The 17,573-nt window shown below is 67.8% G+C and carries 18 protein-coding genes; 11 read left to right on the top strand and 7 right to left on the bottom strand.

What is annotated here, in order from left to right; genetic code table 11:
* Positions 1–3: 3 nt before the first annotated feature.
* Positions 4–657 (bottom strand): MBL fold metallo-hydrolase, encoded by a 654-nt coding sequence (locus KXD98_RS22345; protein WP_260760486.1) that lies wholly within the window; start codon positions 655–657, stop codon positions 4–6.
* A gap of 31 nt (positions 658–688) precedes the next feature.
* On the opposite strand from KXD98_RS22345, the gene purS reads away from it, so the two are divergent.
* Genes purS through KXD98_RS22310 form a run of 7 tightly spaced genes read left to right on the top strand, consistent with a single transcriptional unit; the run spans position 689 to position 7,934 of the window.
* On the top strand, positions 689–934 hold the full coding sequence (gene purS, locus KXD98_RS22340) for a phosphoribosylformylglycinamidine synthase subunit PurS (protein WP_260760485.1): 246 nt from the start codon (positions 689–691) through the stop codon (positions 932–934).
* Positions 931–1,605, top strand: coding sequence for a phosphoribosylformylglycinamidine synthase subunit PurQ (gene purQ, locus KXD98_RS22335; RefSeq protein ID WP_260760483.1), 675 nt, complete (start codon positions 931–933; stop codon positions 1,603–1,605). Before purS ends, purQ begins: the two co-directional genes overlap by 4 nt.
* A gap of 6 nt (positions 1,606–1,611) precedes the next feature.
* Positions 1,612–2,871: a M18 family aminopeptidase gene (locus tag KXD98_RS22330; protein WP_260760482.1), complete on the top strand. Its 1,260-nt coding sequence runs from the start codon at positions 1,612–1,614 to the stop codon at positions 2,869–2,871.
* 15 nt (positions 2,872–2,886) lie between these two features.
* Positions 2,887–3,228 (top strand): VOC family protein, encoded by a 342-nt coding sequence (locus KXD98_RS22325; RefSeq protein WP_260760480.1) that lies wholly within the window; start codon positions 2,887–2,889, stop codon positions 3,226–3,228.
* A 43-nt stretch (positions 3,229–3,271) separates the two neighbouring features.
* Positions 3,272–5,581: a phosphoribosylformylglycinamidine synthase subunit PurL gene (gene purL, locus KXD98_RS22320; protein ID WP_260765354.1), complete on the top strand. Its 2,310-nt coding sequence runs from the start codon at positions 3,272–3,274 to the stop codon at positions 5,579–5,581.
* 17 nt (positions 5,582–5,598) lie between these two features.
* Positions 5,599–7,266 (top strand): alpha/beta hydrolase, encoded by a 1,668-nt coding sequence (locus KXD98_RS22315; RefSeq protein ID WP_260765353.1) that lies wholly within the window; start codon positions 5,599–5,601, stop codon positions 7,264–7,266.
* On the top strand, positions 7,263–7,934 hold the full coding sequence (locus KXD98_RS22310) for a CPBP family intramembrane glutamic endopeptidase (RefSeq protein WP_260760479.1): 672 nt from the start codon (positions 7,263–7,265) through the stop codon (positions 7,932–7,934). The genes KXD98_RS22315 and KXD98_RS22310 overlap by 4 nt, the downstream gene beginning before the upstream one ends.
* Here KXD98_RS22310 and KXD98_RS22305 read toward each other — a convergent pair.
* Positions 7,874–8,341, bottom strand: a complete 468-nt coding sequence (locus KXD98_RS22305; protein WP_260760477.1) for a PPOX class F420-dependent oxidoreductase — start codon at positions 8,339–8,341, stop codon at positions 7,874–7,876. The two genes, KXD98_RS22310 and KXD98_RS22305, sit on opposite strands and share 61 nt — an antisense overlap.
* A gap of 90 nt (positions 8,342–8,431) precedes the next feature.
* Between KXD98_RS22305 and KXD98_RS22300 the strand changes: the two genes are divergently transcribed.
* Entirely contained in the window at positions 8,432–8,824 is a 393-nt protein-coding gene (locus KXD98_RS22300) for a sterol carrier family protein (RefSeq protein ID WP_260765352.1), read from the top strand.
* A 2-nt stretch (positions 8,825–8,826) separates the two neighbouring features.
* On the opposite strand, the gene KXD98_RS22295 is transcribed toward KXD98_RS22300, so the two are convergent.
* The gene (locus tag KXD98_RS22295; protein ID WP_260760475.1) at positions 8,827–10,089 is read right to left on the bottom strand and encodes a DoxX family protein; all 1,263 of its coding nucleotides are present in this window, start codon (positions 10,087–10,089) and stop codon (positions 8,827–8,829) included.
* 94 nt (positions 10,090–10,183) lie between these two features.
* On the opposite strand from KXD98_RS22295, the gene purF reads away from it, so the two are divergent.
* Positions 10,184–11,731 carry an amidophosphoribosyltransferase gene (gene purF, locus KXD98_RS22290; RefSeq protein ID WP_260760474.1) on the top strand — a complete coding sequence of 516 codons (1,548 nt, stop codon included), beginning with the start codon at positions 10,184–10,186 and terminating at the stop codon, positions 11,729–11,731.
* Positions 11,732–11,764: 33 nt separating this feature from the next.
* Here the strand turns inward: purF and KXD98_RS22285 are convergent, their stop codons facing one another.
* Positions 11,765–12,742 carry an NAD(P)H-binding protein gene (locus tag KXD98_RS22285; protein ID WP_260760472.1) on the bottom strand — a complete coding sequence of 326 codons (978 nt, stop codon included), beginning with the start codon at positions 12,740–12,742 and terminating at the stop codon, positions 11,765–11,767.
* 101 nt (positions 12,743–12,843) lie between these two features.
* On the opposite strand from KXD98_RS22285, the gene purM reads away from it, so the two are divergent.
* Positions 12,844–13,929, top strand: a complete 1,086-nt coding sequence (purM, locus tag KXD98_RS22280) for a phosphoribosylformylglycinamidine cyclo-ligase (RefSeq protein WP_260760471.1) — start codon at positions 12,844–12,846, stop codon at positions 13,927–13,929.
* 33 nt (positions 13,930–13,962) lie between these two features.
* Here the strand turns inward: purM and KXD98_RS22275 are convergent, their stop codons facing one another.
* Positions 13,963–14,181 (bottom strand): DUF3073 domain-containing protein, encoded by a 219-nt coding sequence (locus KXD98_RS22275; protein ID WP_260760470.1) that lies wholly within the window; start codon positions 14,179–14,181, stop codon positions 13,963–13,965.
* Positions 14,182–14,327: 146 nt separating this feature from the next.
* Positions 14,328–15,401: a folate-binding protein YgfZ gene (locus tag KXD98_RS22270; RefSeq protein WP_260760469.1), complete on the bottom strand. Its 1,074-nt coding sequence runs from the start codon at positions 15,399–15,401 to the stop codon at positions 14,328–14,330.
* Positions 15,402–15,452: 51 nt separating this feature from the next.
* On the opposite strand from KXD98_RS22270, the gene KXD98_RS22265 reads away from it, so the two are divergent.
* Positions 15,453–16,334, top strand: a complete 882-nt coding sequence (locus KXD98_RS22265; protein WP_260760468.1) for an aminodeoxychorismate lyase — start codon at positions 15,453–15,455, stop codon at positions 16,332–16,334.
* A 507-nt stretch (positions 16,335–16,841) separates the two neighbouring features.
* On the opposite strand, the gene KXD98_RS22255 is transcribed toward KXD98_RS22265, so the two are convergent.
* Positions 16,842–17,471, bottom strand: a complete 630-nt coding sequence (locus KXD98_RS22255) for an FABP family protein (protein WP_260760466.1) — start codon at positions 17,469–17,471, stop codon at positions 16,842–16,844.
* Positions 17,472–17,573: the final 102 nt, after the last annotated feature.

The raw sequence follows: 17,573 nt of genomic DNA, 5'->3' as shown, positions 1-17,573 counted from the left end.
GGCTCAGAAACCGGTCGCAGCCTCGGGCTCCAGCACCCGGAAGTCGGTGTCGGTCATCTCGGTGAGCCGGCCGTAGAAGATCGGCCTCGCGGCCTCGGCGATGATGCCCTGGTGGATCGGCACCGCATGGGCCGGGCCCACCGCCCGCAGATAGTCCACGGCCTCGGACACCTTCATCCACGGCGCCGCCGCCGGAGTGGCCAGCACGTCGACCGGCTCACCGGGCACGAACAGCGCATCCCCGGGATGCATCAACTTGGCCGGATGATCCTCGTCACCGACGAGGTAGGAGATGTTGTCGATCACCGGCAGTTCAGGGTGGATCACGGCGTGCCGACCGCCCGCCCCGCGCACCTTCAGATGACCGATGGACAGTTCGTCGCCGACATGGACCGCCTGCCACGCGCCACCGAGCTGCGCCGCGGTTTGTGGGTCGGCGTACAACGCGGCCTGTGGATTGGCCTCCAGCAGCGCGGGCAGCCGCTGCGGATCGGCATGATCGGGATGCTGATGGGTGATCAGGATGGCGGTCAACCCGGTGATGCCCTCGAAGCCGTGGCTGAAGGTGCCGGGATCGAACAGCATCGTGGTGTCGGCACCGGATTCGGCGGCGAAGCTCGCCAGCAGGCAGGAATGGCCGAAGTGAGTGAGCTGCATCTTCGCATTGTCGCGCAGGTAGAGTGTCGCCGTGGCAACAGTGGTGGTACACGTCATGCCCAAAGCCGAGATTCTCGATCCGCAGGGGCAGGCAATCGTCGGTGCGCTCAAGCGGCTGGGTTTCGAAGGCATCTCAGATGTCCGGCAGGGCAAGCGTTTTGAACTCGAAGTCGACGGTGACCTCGGCGACGACCAGCTGGCGGAGATCGCCGAGTCGCTGCTGGCGAACACCGTGATCGAGGACTGGACCATCACCCGCGAAGGGGGCGACGGATGAGCCCGCGAGTGGGTGTCATCACATTTCCGGGGACGCTGGACGACATCGACGCCGCCCGCGCGGTCCGGCTGGCCGGCGGCGAGGCGGTCAGCCTGTGGCACGCCGACGTCGACCTCAAAGGCGTCGACGCGGTGATCGTTCCCGGCGGCTTCTCCTACGGCGACTACCTGCGTGCCGGCGCGATCGCCAAGTTCGCGCAGGTGATGGGCGAGGTCATTGCCGGCGCCGAGCGCGGCATGCCCGTGCTCGGGATCTGCAACGGGTTCCAGGTGCTCTGCGAGGCCGGGCTGCTGCCCGGCGCGCTGACCCGCAACGCCGGCCTGCACTTCATCTGCCGAGACACCTGGCTGCAGGTGACCGCGACGACGACGGCGTGGACGACGCGCTATGAGCAGGGCGCCGACCTGCTGGTGCCGCTGAAATCCGGTGAGGGCCGCTACGTCGCCGAGGCGCGGGTGCTCGACGAACTCGAGGGCGAAGGCCGCGTGGTGTTCCGTTACCGGGAGAACCTCAACGGCTCGATGCGCGACATCGCCGGCATCAGCTCGGCCAACGGACGCGTCGTGGGCCTGATGCCGCATCCCGAGCACGCCACCGAAGCGCTGACCGGCCCTTCCGACGACGGCCTGGGAATCTTCTACTCGGCGCTGGACGCGGTTTTGGTGTCCTGACCACCCATGTCAGCCACCGCGCAGCAACTCTGTGAGTTCATCGACGCATCGCCGTCGCCGTTCCACGCCGTCGCCACCGCCGCCGAGCGGCTACGTGGCGTGGGTTTCTCCGAGCTTTCGGAAAGCGATCCGTGGCCGGGTTCGGGTGATTTTTTCGTCGTGCGGGCCGGTTCGCTGATTGCCTGGCGTGGCGGTCACGACGCCGCAGCACCGTTCCGGATCGTCGGTGCCCACACTGACAGCCCCAACTTGCGGGTCAAGCAGCACCCGGACCGGTATGTGTCGGGTTGGCAGGTGGTGGCGTTGCAGCCCTACGGGGGCGTGTGGCTGAACTCCTGGCTGGACCGCGACCTGGGCATCAGCGGACGGTTGTCGGTGCGACGCGGCGCCGCGATCGAGCACGTCTTGGTGCGCGTCGACGACCCGATTCTGCGGGTGCCCCAGCTGGCCATCCACCTCGCCGAGGACCGCAAGGCTGTCGAGCTCAACCCGCAGCGCCACCTCAACGCGGTCTGGGGCGTCGGCAGCAGCGGTCGGTCCTTCCTGAGCTACGTCGCCGCTCAGGCCGATGTCGATGTCGATGCGGTGCTCGGGTTCGACCTGATGACCCACGACATCAACCCGTCGAGACTTGCCGGAGTCGACCACGAGCTGGTCAGCGCGCCGCGGCTGGACAACCAGGCCACCTGCTACGCGGGCTTGGAGGCCTTCCTGGCCACCGGCTCGAAGGCCGATGTGGTGCCGGTGCTGGTGCTGTTCGACCACGAAGAGGTCGGATCGCAGTCCGACCACGGCGCGCAGTCCGACCTGCTGCGCACGGTGCTCGAACGCATCACGCTGGCTGCCGGGGGTGGGCGCGAGGACTTCCTGCGTCGGCTGGCCGCCTCGATGGTGGCCTCCGGGGATATGGCCCATGCCACCCACCCGAACTACCCGGAACGCCACGAGCCCGGCCATCTCATCGAGGTCAACGGCGGGCCGGTGCTCAAAGTGCAGCCCAACCTGCGCTACGCCACCGACGGACGCACCGCAGCGGCCTTCGCGCTGGCCTGCGAGCAGGCCGGGGTGAACCTGCAACGCTATGAGCATCGTGCCGACCTGCCCTGCGGGTCCACCATCGGGCCGATGACCGCGGCCAACACCGGGATCCCCACCGTCGACGTGGGCGCTGCACAGCTGGCCATGCATTCCGCCCGCGAGGTGATGGGTGCGGCCGATGTCGCCGACTATTCGGCAGCACTTGCGGCCTTCTTGTCACCGGTCTGACCTAGGCTCGTCTTCATGTCATTGGGCATCGAGATGATCACCTTCGACTGCGTCGATCCCGACGGACTGGCCGCCTGGTGGGCCCAAGCCGCCGGCGGGTCGGTAAACGCCGTCGCCCCTGGAGAATTCGTCATGGTGGTGCGCGACGGTGTACCCCAACTGGGCTTCCAGCGGGTGCCTGATCCGACACCGGGCAAGAACAAGGTGCACCTGGATTTCCACGCCGAGGACCGGGAAGCCGAGGTCGCTCGACTGGTCGGTCTCGGAGCGAGGGAGACCGGCCGGAACAACTTCGGACCCGAGTTCGAATGGGTGGTGATGGCCGATCCGGAGGGCAACGCGTTCTGTGTGGCCTGAGTCGCACGGCCAAGCTGGCTAAACTAGCGCCGTGACGTCTGGGTTGAGCCAACAGGTAGACACCATCGAGCGGGCGACCGCTACCCCCGACCAGCCCCAGCCCTACCGCGAGCTCGGCCTCAAGGACGACGAATACGAACGGATCCGCGAGATCCTCGGACGTCGGCCTACCGACGCCGAGCTGGCGATGTACTCGGTGATGTGGAGCGAACACTGCTCCTACAAGTCCTCGAAGGTTCACCTGCGCTACTTCGGTGAGACCACCACCGAGAAGATGCGTGAGGCGATGCTGGCCGGTATCGGCGAGAACGCGGGTGTCGTCGACATCGGCGACGGCTGGGCCGCCACGTTCAAGGTGGAATCCCACAACCACCCGTCCTACATCGAGCCGTATCAGGGCGCGGCCACCGGTGTGGGCGGCATCGTGCGCGACATCATGGCCATGGGTGCCCGGCCGGTCGCGGTGATGGACCAACTGCGGTTCGGCCCCGCCGACGCGCCCGATACCCGGCGCGTCCTCGACGGTGTGGTGCGCGGCATCGGCGGCTACGGAAACTCGCTGGGCCTGCCCAACATCGGCGGAGAGACCATCTTCGACGCATCGTATGCCGGAAATCCGTTGGTCAACGCGCTGTGTGTAGGAGTTCTGCGTAAAGAAGACCTGCACCTGGCCTTCGCGTCGGGTGTCGGCAACAAGATCATCCTGTTCGGTGCCCGCACCGGTCTCGACGGCATCGGTGGGGTGTCGGTACTGGCGTCGGAGACATTCGGCGGCGACGAGTCCGGTTCGGCGGGCCGAAAGAAGTTGCCCTCGGTTCAGGTCGGCGATCCGTTCACCGAGAAGGTGCTCATCGAGTGCTGCCTGGAGCTCTACGCCAGCGATCTCGTGGTCGGCATTCAGGACCTCGGCGGTGCGGGATTATCTTGTGCCACATCGGAATTGGCTTCAGCAGGAGACGGCGGTATGCGGGTCGAACTGGATACCGTGCCGCTGCGCGCGGCCAATATGACCCCGGCCGAGATCCTGTCGAGCGAATCACAGGAGCGGATGTGCGCGGTCGTGACGCCCGACAACGTCGACGCGTTCCTGGCGGTCTGCCGTAAGTGGGATGTGCTGGCCACTGTCATCGGTGAGGTCACCGACACCGGCCGGTTGGAGATCACCTGGCACGGCGAAACCGTGGTCGATGTGCCGCCGCGCACCGTGGCCCACGAGGGTCCAGTCTACGAACGGCCGGTGCAACGGCCCGATTCCCAGGATGCGCTCAACGCCGACACCTCGGCCCGGCTGGCGCGTCCGTCGACTGCCGAGGACCTGCGTGCCACGGTGCTGCAGCTCTTGAGCAGCCCACATCTGTGCAGCCGGGCGTTCATCACCGAGCAGTACGACCGCTACGTGCGCGGTAACACCGTGTTGGCCGAGCATGCCGATGGTGGCGTGCTTCGCGTCGACGAACAGACCGGCCGCGGAATCGCGATCTCCACCGATGCGTCGGGCCGCTATACGGCGCTGGACCCGTACAGCGGTGCGCAGCTCGCCCTGGCCGAGGCCTACCGCAACGTGGCGGTCACCGGCGCCACCCCGGTCGCGGTGACCAACTGCCTGAACTTCGGCTCACCAGAGGATCCGGGCGTGATGTGGCAGTTTTCCCAGGCCGTCCGCGGGCTGGCCGATGGCGCTGCGGCCCTGGGGATCCCGGTCACCGGAGGCAACGTCAGCTTCTACAACCAGACCGGTGCCACCGCAATTCTGCCCACCCCGGTGGTCGGGGTGCTCGGCGTCATCGACGATGTGAAGCGACGCATCCCGACGGCACTGGGCACCGAACCCGGTGAATCGCTGATCCTGCTTGGTGACACCCGCGATGAGTTCGACGGTTCCATATGGGCGCAGGTCACCGCCGGACACCTCGGTGGGGTGCCTCCCCAGGTCGATCTGGCCCGCGAACAGCTGCTGGCCGAGGTGCTCACCGCGGCCTCGCGCGACGGCCTGATCTCGGCGGCGCATGACCTCTCCGAGGGCGGACTCATCCAGGCCGTCATCGAGGCGGCGCTGGCCGGCGAAACCGGTTGCCGCATCGTGATTCCCGAAGCTTTTCAAGAAGGCGGCGGTCCGTTCGTCTTCTTGTTCAGCGAATCGGCCGGACGGGTGCTGGTCGCGGTGCCGCGCACCGAGGAGAGCCGGTTCACCGCGATGTGTGACGCTCGCGGCCTGCCCGCCACCAGGATCGGGGTCGTCGACCCGGGCCCGGAACCCAGCCAGGCTGCCATCGAGGTACAGGGGCTGTTCACGATCACCGTCGAGGAGTTGCGGCGCACGTCGGAGGGCGTGCTGCCCGGGTTGTTCGGGTGACCCTATGGGTGTGGCGGATGCTGCGTCTGGACTTCACAGGCGTGGTCTTCGGAGCGCTGTTCTTCTGCTTGTCGCTCACACCCTCCCTGCTTCCCCGTGACTGGCTGCTCGGTGGCTTCATCGGCGGACTGACCGCCGCGATCGGCTACGGCATCGGGGTTTTCCTCGGCCGGATGATCGGCCGGTTCGTGCTCAACCAACGCAGCTGGTGGCCGCCAACGAAACGAATCGGCTACCTGCTCAAGACCGTCGTCGTTGTCGGCTCGATCGGTGCGTGCCTACTGATGGTGGTCCCCGCGGCGGGTTGGCAACGCCAGGTCTCCGAACTGATGGCGGTGCCAGGTCCGACCACCGCCAGTTATCTGCGAACCCTTGCGCTGGCCGCTGCGGTGGCCGCGGTATGTGTGGCGGTGACGCGGGTGCTGATCGACGTCATCAGGACCATGGCACGCGTCCTGATCCGGCGTTGGCGACTATCCGACGAACTGGCCCTGTTCGTCGGAACCGCCGTTGTGGTGATCCTGGTCATCAGCCTGGTCAACGGCGTCTTGGTGCGCGGATTCTTCGCCGCGGCCAACCGCATCTTCCAGCCGCAGAACGCGGCCACCGCCGAGGGTATCGTCCAACCCGATGACCCCGAAAGGTCAGGAAGTCCACAGTCTTTCGCCGACTGGGACTCGCTGGGGTATCAGGGCCGCAGCTTCGTCACCGGCGGACCGAGCGCCGAGGAACTCCAACAGATCAACGGCCGTCCCGCCCGTGAGCCCATCCGCGTCTACGTCGGTTTGGAAACCGCCGACACCGAAGAAGCCCGGATGGCGGTGCTGCTCAGTGAGCTCGAGCGGACCAGGGCATTCGAACGCCAAGTGCTCGTCATCGCGCCCACCACCGGCACCGGCTGGATCAATCCGGTCGCAGCGGCAGCGGTGGAATTGATGTACAACGGCGACACCGCGATCGTCGGCTCGCAGTATTCCTTTCTGCCGAGCTGGATTTCGTTCCTGGGTGATCAGGACAACTCGATGCGTTCAGGCCGGATGATGATCGACGCCGTGCAACAGCGCTGGTCTCAACTGCCCCCCGACCGCCGCCCGCGTTTACTGCTCTATGGGGAAAGTCTCGGCTCGATGGCCGGTCAGGGTGCGTTCGAGTGGCTGCCCGACATCTCCCGGATGGGATTCTCCTCGGTGCTCTGGGTCGGCCCACCCAACGCCAGCCCGCTGTGGCGCGGAATCATCGAGCGCCGCGACCCCCGCACACCAGAAGTCCAGCCCAGCTACGACAACGGGCGTACCGTGCGCTTCTCCCAGGGCAACAGCGCGGAGGAGATTGCCCACGACACTGCACCACCCTGGGACGGGACGCGGGTGCTGTTCCTGCAGCACGCCTCGGACCCGATCGTGTGGTGGTCGCCGGATCTGTTGTTCAGCCGCCCCGACTGGCTCGCCGAACCGCCTGGCCGCGACCGGACCGCCTCGATGCGGTGGTACCCCATCATCACCTACTGGCAGGTGGCCGCCGACATCCCGAACGCGTCAGCGGCGCCGGCCGGGCACGGCCACAACTACGGCGACTACATCCTCGATGGCTGGGTCGGCGTCGCGCCGCCACCGGGCTGGACCGCGGCCGACACCGAGCGCATTCGAGATGCGCTGCGTGAACGGCTCCCTGACGCGGTGACATGACCAAAGACACCAAGACAGTGGTGCGGGCTCTGGGATTGTCGGGCGCACTGCTGTCCTGGAGCGCGCTGTCGCCGAGGCTGCCCGCGCGCTGGCACCCGTTGCCGCACGCGGTGATGGGTGCCGCGCTGGCCTCTGCAACCCCCGCCGAGCTCGGGCTGCGGCCGCCACAGCTGTGGGCCGGCCTGCGCTGGGGTGGTGCCGTGTCGGTGCCGGTGGTGCTCGCAATCGCTGCAGCCACCGCCAATCCCGTCGTCCGCAGCGGCATGGCCCAACGCGACCTGCCGGCAGCGCCGAGCCGATGGCTGTTGCTGCGCATTCCGTTGGGCACCGTGTGGTCAGAGGAGGTCGCCTACCGAGCGGTGCTGGGCAGCGCGGCCACCAAGGCGTTCGGCCCGCGGGCCGGGCGGATCCTGGCGGCGCTGGTGTTCGGCCTCAGCCATGTGCCCGACGCCCGCGCCACCGGCGAATCAGTGCCGGGCACCGTCGCGGTGACCGCTGCGGCGGGATGGATGTTCTCGTGGCTGCACGCCGTTTCCGGCAGTGTGGCGGCGCCGATGCTGGCGCATCTGGCCGTCAACGAGGCCGGCGCCGTAGCGGCGCTGGCCGTTCAGCGGCGTCGCGGCGACCCGGCCGCAACCGGCTCCGGAGTGTCGAAGTTCCGCACGTGAGCGGTCAACTGGTGCGGCTCGGTCCGCTGGTCGTCGATACCGAAACTGATCACCCGCCGCGGTGTGATGCGGATGATCGCGGTGTCGAGCGGATCCCCGTTCGGTTCGCGCGGCGCATCGCCGAGCGTCACCTGTTCGGCGGTTCCACGGATTTCCAGGCACCGCACCCGCCAGGGATCACGTGCGGTGATGTCGTCAATGACGAACGCCACCTTGGGATTACCCGCAATGTTGCGGTACTTGCGGCTCTTGGCCATCTGATAGCCGTAGATGTCGATGGTGCCCAGCGCGGCGTTGAAGGTGAAACCCACCGGGCTGTTCTGCGGGGTGCCGTCCGGCTGGATGGTGGCCAACCGGCCGAGTTCGGTGTGGCTCATGAAATCGATTTCGTAGCTGGTGAACGTCATGCGACCCAACGTAGAACCTCAATGGCAGTTGAGGTCAAGGCCTCGCGGTGGGGTGGGTTGCGCCGCCGATCCGACACTCTGAGAACCTCAATCATGGCCCGCCGTAGCGTCGACCCGGCACAGACCCGCGCCGCCGTAGCCCGACTTGCCGACTGGCTGCGTGACGACACCCTCACGGCGCCGGACCGCGCACACCTGGCCGAGGCGGTGCGCTGCACCGCCCGGACCGTGGCCGCGGTGGCACCGGGCGCCGCAGTGGAGGTGCGGATTCCGCCGTTTGTGGCCGTGCAGTGCATCGAAGGGCCCAGACACACCCGTGGCAATCCCCCCAACGTCGTGGAGACCGATCCACGCACCTGGCTGTTACTGGCGACCGGGTTGCTGACGGTCGACTACGCCTCAGCCGCCGGGATGCTACGGCTGTCGGGTTCACGAGCGGCGGAGATCGCGTCCGCACTACCGGTGGTTTCGCTCTCGGAGTGAGGTCAGCCGAAGAACGGCTCTTCTTGCACCCAGCGGAACCCCCGGCTGTGCAGCGTGAACTCGTCCAACGGGACGCGTTGCAGCACGATCGTGGCGGGGCGGCCTTCGAGTTCGCCGGTCAACCGCAGCCGATCCGCGCCGTCACGGACGATGGTGAATCTGGCCATCGGTTCCCCGGACTGGTCGGACAGCACCAGCGTGTCATCGATGTGCGATGCCGGCACATCGACCAGCTCCCCGTCGGTCAGCTGATAGGTGAGGATCCCGGGAGTGTCGAACACCAGTCGTTGCCAACGCTTTTCATCGGAGATGAACTCCGTCGTCGACCAGATCCCGTACAGCTCGGGTTTGGGCCGCCCGCCCCCGCTCTGCTGCCAGAGCTGCACGCTGAGCAACAGACACCCCGCGGCCACCCACAGCCCCAGTGCGACCTGCACGACCGCGGCGACGCGGTCGGCCCGCGGCGACGACAACAGTGGTCTGCGCCGCTCCTCGCCGGTGGCGCGACCGAGCACCGCAGCGCCCAGCCGACGCGCATGCGGAGCCACCAACAGCAGGCTGATCAACAGAAGGTGGGACGACAGGATTTTCACCGGCACGTCGAAGGTCATGTTGAGCAGAAAGATCTGGGCCGTGGCGACCACGCTGACCAGCGCTCCCGCGGTGGCTGTCGCCGGGACGAACAACAGCAACCCGGCCAGTACCTCGACCGATCCCAACGCGATCTGGTACGGCAGCGACGTGCCGACCTGCAGCCATAGCACCCCCGCCGGACTCAGGTTGCCGAACGGCTCGAGCAGTGCCGCCAACGGCGGACTGGGCATCTGCGTGGGGATGAGTTTGGCGAAACCGTAGAACAGCATCTGTCCGCCCAGACACAGGCGCAGGAATACGGTGAACCACGCCGCCAGCCGCGGATACGCGGTGCGGCGGCGATCGAGCACCGACCACCCGATCGTCGCGACCACGGCGATGACGAACAAGCAGAACATCAGGACCCAGATCGCCGCCTGGTCGCCGCTGCCCGACATCGGGTTGAGCGCGGCATCGATGCCGAACACCGTGCGTCCCACCCGGCGCGTCAGCGGCTCCAGCGCAATCATCTGCCACAGCACGCCGGAATCCGGCAGCAGATTCCACAACAAGCCGGTGAAGACGAACGTGATCTGTGCATAGATCAGGCAGAACAATCCGAAATAGACGACGGCGAACCGAAAGCCGATTCGGGTGGCCAGGTTCCAGGTCGGTGCCGTGACCGGTTGCACGAGAACTCCTCAATCCGTGTTCGATTCTCATTTCGGTCGTTTCTGACCGTAGACTGGTTCACGTCACCCACAGCCCCCAGGGAGCAGCCTGATTGTGACCGACGACCAGTCCGCCGACGTGGACCACGAGCCCAAAGAAGAGTGCGGCGTATTCGGCGTCTGGGCGCCCAGTGAGGAAGTGGCCAAGCTCACGTACTACGGCCTGTATGCGCTGCAGCACAGAGGCCAGGAGGCTGCGGGCATCGCGGTCGCCGACGGTTCGCAGGTGCTGGTCTTCAAAGACCTCGGCCTGGTCAGTCAGGTGTTCGACGAGCAGACGCTGGCCGCGATGCCGGGCCACGTGGCCATCGGACACTGCCGCTACTCCACCACCGGTTCGACCACCTGGGAAAACGCTCAGCCGGTGTTCCGCAACACCGCCGCAGGTACCGGAGTGGCGCTGGGCCACAACGGAAACCTGGTCAACACCACCGAACTGGCCGCCCGCGCCCGCGAGGAAGGCCTGGTGGGCCCGCGCGGGGCCGCGGCGGCCACCACCGACTCCGACATCCTGGGTGCCCTGCTGGCCCATGGCGCCGCGGACTCATCGCTGGAGCAGGCAGCCCTGGAACTGCTGCCCACCGTGCGGGGTGCGTTCTGCCTGACCTTCATGGACGAGAACACCCTCTACGCCGCGCGCGACCCCTACGGCGTGCGGCCGTTGTCGCTGGGCCGGCTGGACCGCGGCTGGGTGGTGGCCTCGGAGACCGCCGCGCTCGACATCGTTGGCGCGTCGTTCGTCCGCGACATTGAACCGGGTGAGCTGTTGGCGATCGACGCCGACGGTGTGCGCTCGAGCCGCTTCGCGCCGCCGTCGCCGAAAGGCTGTGTGTTCGAATACGTCTACCTGGCCCGCCCGGACAGCACGATCGTCGGCCGCTCCGTGCACGCCACCCGCGTCGACATCGGCCGCCGGTTGGCCCGCGAGAAGCCCGTCGAGGCCGACCTGGTGATCGGCGTCCCCGAATCCGGCACGCCCGCCGCGGTGGGCTACGCGCAGGAGTCCGGGATCCCGTTCGGTCAGGGACTGATGAAGAACGCCTATGTGGGGCGCACCTTCATCCAGCCGTCGCAGACCATCCGCCAGCTCGGCATCCGGCTCAAGCTCAATCCGCTCAAAGAAGTCATTCGCGGCAAACGGCTGATCGTCGTCGACGACTCGATCGTGCGCGGCAACACCCAGCGCGCGCTGGTGCGGATGCTGCGCGAGGCCGGGGCGGTCGAAGTCCACGTGCGCATCGCCTCGCCGCCGGTGAAATGGCCCTGCTTCTACGGCATCGACTTCGCGACCCCGGCGGAATTGATCGCCAACGCCGCCAACGCCGACGCCGACCCTGTCGAGATGCTCGAGGCCGTCCGGCACGCCATCGGTGCGGACACGCTGGGCTACATCTCCCAGCAGGGCATGATCGCAGCCACCGAGCAACCCGCCTCACGGCTGTGTTCGGCCTGCTTCGACGGCAACTACCCGATCGAACTGCCCGGGGAGACCGCGCTGGGCAAGAACGTCGTCGAGCACATGCTGGCCACCGCCGCGCGCACCGGAATCCCGCTGCAGACCGTCAACGACAACGACAACGCCTCGGCGCTCAGGCGACCTTGACGCCTCCGGCGTCGTGCAGGCCCTGAACTGACGCTAGCTGTGAGCCGGGCTGAACCGTAGCCAGCGGCGACGTCCGCCCGAGGCCGCGGTGCCCCCTTCCTGCAACGCCTGCTCGACAGCCTCGCGGTACCCCGTCAGGCCGCCGGGCGGGGGCGCGATCACCTCGTCGATGTCGTGTTCGTGGGCGATCGCGTCGCATTCCAGCGATTCCACCAGCGGTCGGGCCAGCCCGGCCGGGATGGGGGTCACCAGCCCGACCCAGAGACTGGCGATCGTCGGTGTCAGGAACGGCAGCACCACCATCACACGGCGGGACAGCCCGGCGATCTCGGCGTAGGTCTGCATCGCCTCGCCGTACTCCATCACATCGGGGCCGCCGACATCCCAGGTGCGCGAGCGCGGCACCGGGGCTGTCGCAGACTCGGCGAGGTAATGCAGCACGTCGTCGACGGAGATCGGCTGAATCTTGTTGTGCACCCACTTGGGGGTCGTCATCAACGGCAGCCGGTCGGTCAGATGCCGGACCATCTCGAAGGACGCCGAACCCGAGCCGATGACGATTCCGGCCTGCAGCACCACCGTCTCCACCGGAGAACCCATCAGGATCTCACCGACCTCCACGCGCGAGGCCAGATGGCGGGACAGATCCGCGCCTTCGGGGTGCAAACCGCCGAGATAGACCACGCGCTTGATCCCGGCCTGCTGCGCAGCCGCCACCACGTTGCGCGCCGAACGAGCCTCCTCGGCGACGAAGTCACGCGAGGTGCCCATCGAATGCACCAGGTAGTAGACGACGTCGACCCCGTCGAACGCCGCAGCCAGGGAGTCCGCATCAGTGAGATCGCCCCGCACCACCTCGACGTCGGAACGCCACGGTGCATCGTCGAGCTTGGCCGGCGTGCGCGCCATTGCGCGCACGGCGAAACCTTTCTCGAGCAGTTTGGGAACGAGGTGGCCGCCGATGTAGCCGGTGGCACCGGTCACCAGGCACGTGGTCTGCTCAGCCGACATGTCTTCCTCCGATCACTGCCCCGTGTTCGGAGCCGATGCCGACCAGGATTGCCCTAATCCGGCAGTTCGACACCGGCGCGCGGGCGGTAACCTTGGGGCCGATGACCGATCGCGCCGAACAGCACGGCATTTCCTACGCGTCGGCGGGAGTGGACATCGAGGCCGGTGACCGCGCCGTCGAACTGTTCAAACCGCTGGCTCAGAAGGCCACCCGGCCCGAGGTGCGGGGTGGCCTGGGCGGTTTTGCCGGGTTGTTCGCCCTGCGCGGGGACTACCGTGAGCCGCTGCTGGCGTCCTCGACCGACGGGGTCGGCACCAAGCTGGCGGTGGCCCAGGCGATGGACAAGCACGACACGGTTGGCATCGACCTGGTCGCGATGGTGGTCGACGACCTGGTGGTCTGCGGTGCCGAACCGCTGTTCCTGCAGGACTACATCGCCGTCGGCCGTACCGTTCCCGAGCGGGTCGCCGAGTTGGTGTCGGGCATCGCCGACGGCTGTGTGCAGGCCGGATGCGCGCTGTTGGGCGGTGAGACGGCCGAGCACCCGGGTTTGATGGCGCCGGACCACTACGACATCTCGGCCACCGGTATCGGCGTGGTCGAGGCCGACGATGTGCTGGGCCCCGACCGGGTCAAACCGGGCGACGTGATCATCGCGATGGCCTCGACCGGCCTGCACTCCAACGGGTATTCACTGGCCCGCCACGTGCTGCTGGAGATCGACCACATGAATTTGGCGGGTCACGTCGAGGAATTCGGGCGCACGCTGGGTGAGGAACTGCTCGAACCCACCCGCATCTACGCCAAAGACTGTCTGGCGCTGGCCGCAGAAACTCAGGTCCGCACGTTCTGCCACGTCACCGGCGGCGGCCTGGCGGGCAACCTGGAGCGGGTCATCCCGCACGGTCTGGTGGCCCACCTCGACCGCGGCACCTGGACGCCGGCACCGGTGTTCGGCATGATCGCGCAGCGCGGCCGCATCGAGCGGGCCGAGATGGAGCGGACGTTCAACATGGGCGTCGGCATGGTGGCCGTCGTCGCGCCGGAGGACACTGATCGCGCGTTGGCCGTGCTGACCGCTCGCCACCTGAGCTGCTGGACCCTGGGAACCATCGAAAAGGGTGGCAAGGACAGCGGGAAGGACACTGTCCGTGCCGTTCTGGTGGGGCAACACCCCAGGTTCTAGCGGGTGTGGCGCGGGGGCCGAGAAGAGCCGAGCCTATCGGCGCCAGTCGTCCTCTTCGACCCAGGCGTCATCTGACGCGCTGTCACCGTCCACGGTGCCCTCCAACGTGCCGTTGAAGCCGCCACCGAAGCGGTCATCGCTGGTCGAGCCCGACAGCTCGCGCTGAAGCCGCTCGAAGTCGGTTTGGGGTGAGCTGTACTTGAGCTCACGTGCAACCTTGGTCTGCTTTGCCTTTGCCCGGCCGCGGCCCATGGGGGAACCCCCTCGCGCAATAACGGAGCGGCCCAATGACTAGGCGGCTCCGATCTGAATGTGTTTATTGTCCTGCTGACACCTTACCGTGCCGAAGGCCGTGGCGCTGGCAGGCCCTGAACCCTGGCGGCGTTTTGTGGGCGTACTCACTTAGTTCCGCTACGCAACCGCTCCACCGCCAGCCGGCCGGCCCCAACCGACTCGGTGGCCGGAACGGAATCGGCATCGATGGCTGCCGCGGTGGCCACCTGGCCGCCGGTGGTCAGCTCCGTATCCGCCGGTAATCCACGCTTGACCAGCGCCAGCGCGATCGCACCGTCGTCGACGTGGTCGACCACGGTGCCCAACCGGCCGACGGAGCGGCCTGCGGCCAGTAGCGGATCTCCGGGCGAAGGACGGTCGGTGCTGCCGTCGAGATGCAGCAGCACCAGCATCCGGGGCGGTTTGCCGAGGTTGTGCACTCGGGCAACGGTCTCCTGGCCGCGATAGCAGCCCTTGTCCAGGTGCACCGCCGGTCCGATCCAGCCCACCTCGTGCGGAATGGTGCGCTCGTCGGTATCGAGACCCAAGCGGGGCACGACCGCGGCCACCCGGTGGGCTTCGAAAGCCCAGACACCGGCCGGTCGCACACCGGCGGCAACCAGGCGCTCCCACCAGCGGGCACGGTCGGTGCGGGGAACGACGAGGTCGAGGTCGGCCCCACTGGAGGTCAACCGGCGCGCGAATCCGCCGCCATCCAGCGCCACCGCGGTGCCGTCGACGGGTGGTGCGGTCAGTCCGAGCACCCCGAGTGCGGCGGGTTCGGTGACCGCAGGACCCAGCAGCGACAGCACGCCGTACTCGGCCGGCTCGATTGCCACATCGGACCAGAAGACCATCCGGCGCAGGTAAGCCAGCAGCGGCTCGGCCCGCCACGGCTCGGTGTCCACCACGGTCTGATCGTCGACTTCGGCCTGCAACCAGTGATCCTCCACCCGGCCCTGCCCGTCGAGGCTGAGGTTCTGGGTGACAGCGCCGTCGGCGAGCTCGCTGACGTGCTGGGTGGAGATGCTGTGCAACCAGGTCTTGCGTTCGGCTCCGGTCAGCCTGAGCACACCGCGATGCGACCGATCGACGACGACGGCTGCCTGCGCGGCGCTGCGCTGCTCACCGAGCGGATCGCCATAGTGCCAGACGGCACCGGCATCGGGACCTGGATCAGGGGCGGGAACAGCGGACATGGCTCAACTCTACGGTTCGAGCCGATATTGCTGCGGCTACGCTCATGCCCCATGAGCGACCGACCCGCAGTCGTGGTCACACTGGACGGGACGTTGCACGATCCCAGCGTCCCGCTGCTCTATGCCGACGATCTCGCCGCGGTGCGCGGTGACGGAATCTTCGAGACCATGCTCGTCCGCGACGGCGGACCCTGTCTGCTCGACGCCCACCTGGGCCGGTTGTCGCATTCGGCGCGCCTGGTGGACCTGCCGGCGCCGGACCCGGCCCGGTGGCGCCGCGCAGTGGCAGTCGCGGTGGACGCCTGGGTCGGGGCCGGGAATGAGGACGGTGTGCTGCGGCTGGTGTACAGCCGGGGCCGGGAAAACGACTCCGGCGCTACCGCCTACGCCACCATCGGGCCGGTTCCGGCGCGTGTCGCCGAGGTCCGACGCTGCGGCCTGGCGGCGCTGACCTTGTCGCGCGGTCTGGCCGCGCACGGCATCGACGACCTGCCGTGGCTGCTGGCGGGCGCCAAGACGTTGTCCTATGCGGTGAACATGGCCGCGCTGCGGCATGCCGAGGCGCACGGCGCCGGGGACGTGATCTTCGTCAGCACCGACGGATTGATCCTGGAGGGGCCGCGATCGACGGTGGTCATCGCCACGGTCTCCGACGAGGGCCGACGGTGCCTGCTGACCCCGCCGCCCTGGTATCCGATTCTGCGCGGCACCACCCAGCAGGCCCTGTTCGAGGTGGCGCGCAACGCCGGCTACGACTGCGACTATCAGGCCCTCACGCGGGCTGATCTGCTTGCTGCGCAAGGGGTTTGGCTGGTGTCGAGCATCACGTTGGCGGCCCGGGTGCACACCCTCGACGGGGTCGCGCTGCCGGCCGCGGCGGACGCCGCCGACATCGCCGCGCTGATCGACGCCGCCGTACTCAGCGATCGCTGACAGAGTAAATCCCTTGTCGCGCTGACCATGCGCGGGTACCTTCGCCTGTACACAGGGAAGGAGGTGGTCCGACAAATTGAGTGACTTATGGACATGTGAGGTGGCTGCGAGCTAGCAGCGCCGGGGAGCGCTTGACGCACACCTGCGCGCGCTGGCGAATTCCCCGCAGTCACCCGGCCCCCGAGCCCCTCGGTTGTGTCCGACCGAGGATCACGGCTCGGGGGCTGTCCCGTCTCTGGGATCAGCCGGCCGGGCCCGGAGCCAGCTCCGAACACTCAGCCATCGCGGACTCCCAGGTGGCGGCATCGATCCCGGGCGGGGGTCCGGACACCGGCCCCGGGGGCGCGGGTACTCCATGGCGATCCAGACACGACGCGTAGGACCCGTGACTCTCGGTCGGCTGGGTCGGGCTAGGGCTCGACGGGGCCGGAGACTCGGCGGGCGAACCGCAGCCGACGAGCACAGCACCCGCGGCGGCGATCACCGCGACAATCCGAAGCGGGTGCATCAGCCGACGAACCGGGACAGCCGGGCCGACAGGTGCGGAACCAGGCCGCCGTCGGCGTCGACGCGTTCCTCGACGTAGGCCAGGTCGCCGCCCTCGATGATTCCGTAGAGCCGCTTGGCGCCGCCGACGAGCATCCCGGATTTGCTGCGTGCCAGTGCGTCGGTGACCAACTCCCACGACGACTGGTTCAGCGGCCGACCGTAGAACAACTCGATGTAGCCGGCAGAGTGGGCCAGCAGCAGCTCGATGGCCTGGGACTCGCCGGGATCGGCCGGGTCGGTGACGAATCGCCAGTATCCGGTCTCGCGCAGACCCGGACGGTCATAGTCGCCGTCCTCGGTCAGCAACCAGGACCGGGCCTCCCAGTTCAGGTAGTCCCCACCGTCGTGGGACACCACGATCTGCTGTCCAAACCGGTAGTCGCCATGGGTGCCGCGACCCTCACCCTCACCGCGCCACACACCGACCAGGGGCAACAGTGCCAGTAGTGCGTTGTTGAGGTCGGCTCCCTGGCGCAGGTTCGCGGTGTCGACCGGCAGCGGGAGGTCGGTGAACGCCGGAATGTTGCGCGCTGAGGTCTCCCTGGCTCGCTGGGCCGCGGCGGCCACCGCCTCGTCGCCGGAACTCACGACTCGTCGGTGACCAGGCGATACAACGCGTAGAGCGCGAACCAGGTGATCACCACGACGGCCGCGACGAGCAGGATCTCGAAGAACAGCACCACGGCGGAA

The sequence above is a fragment of the Mycobacterium sp. SMC-4 genome (genome assembly GCF_025263265.1).
Classification (GTDB): domain Bacteria; phylum Actinomycetota; class Actinomycetes; order Mycobacteriales; family Mycobacteriaceae; genus Mycobacterium.
This window is presented reverse-complemented; position numbering and strand designations above follow the sequence as displayed.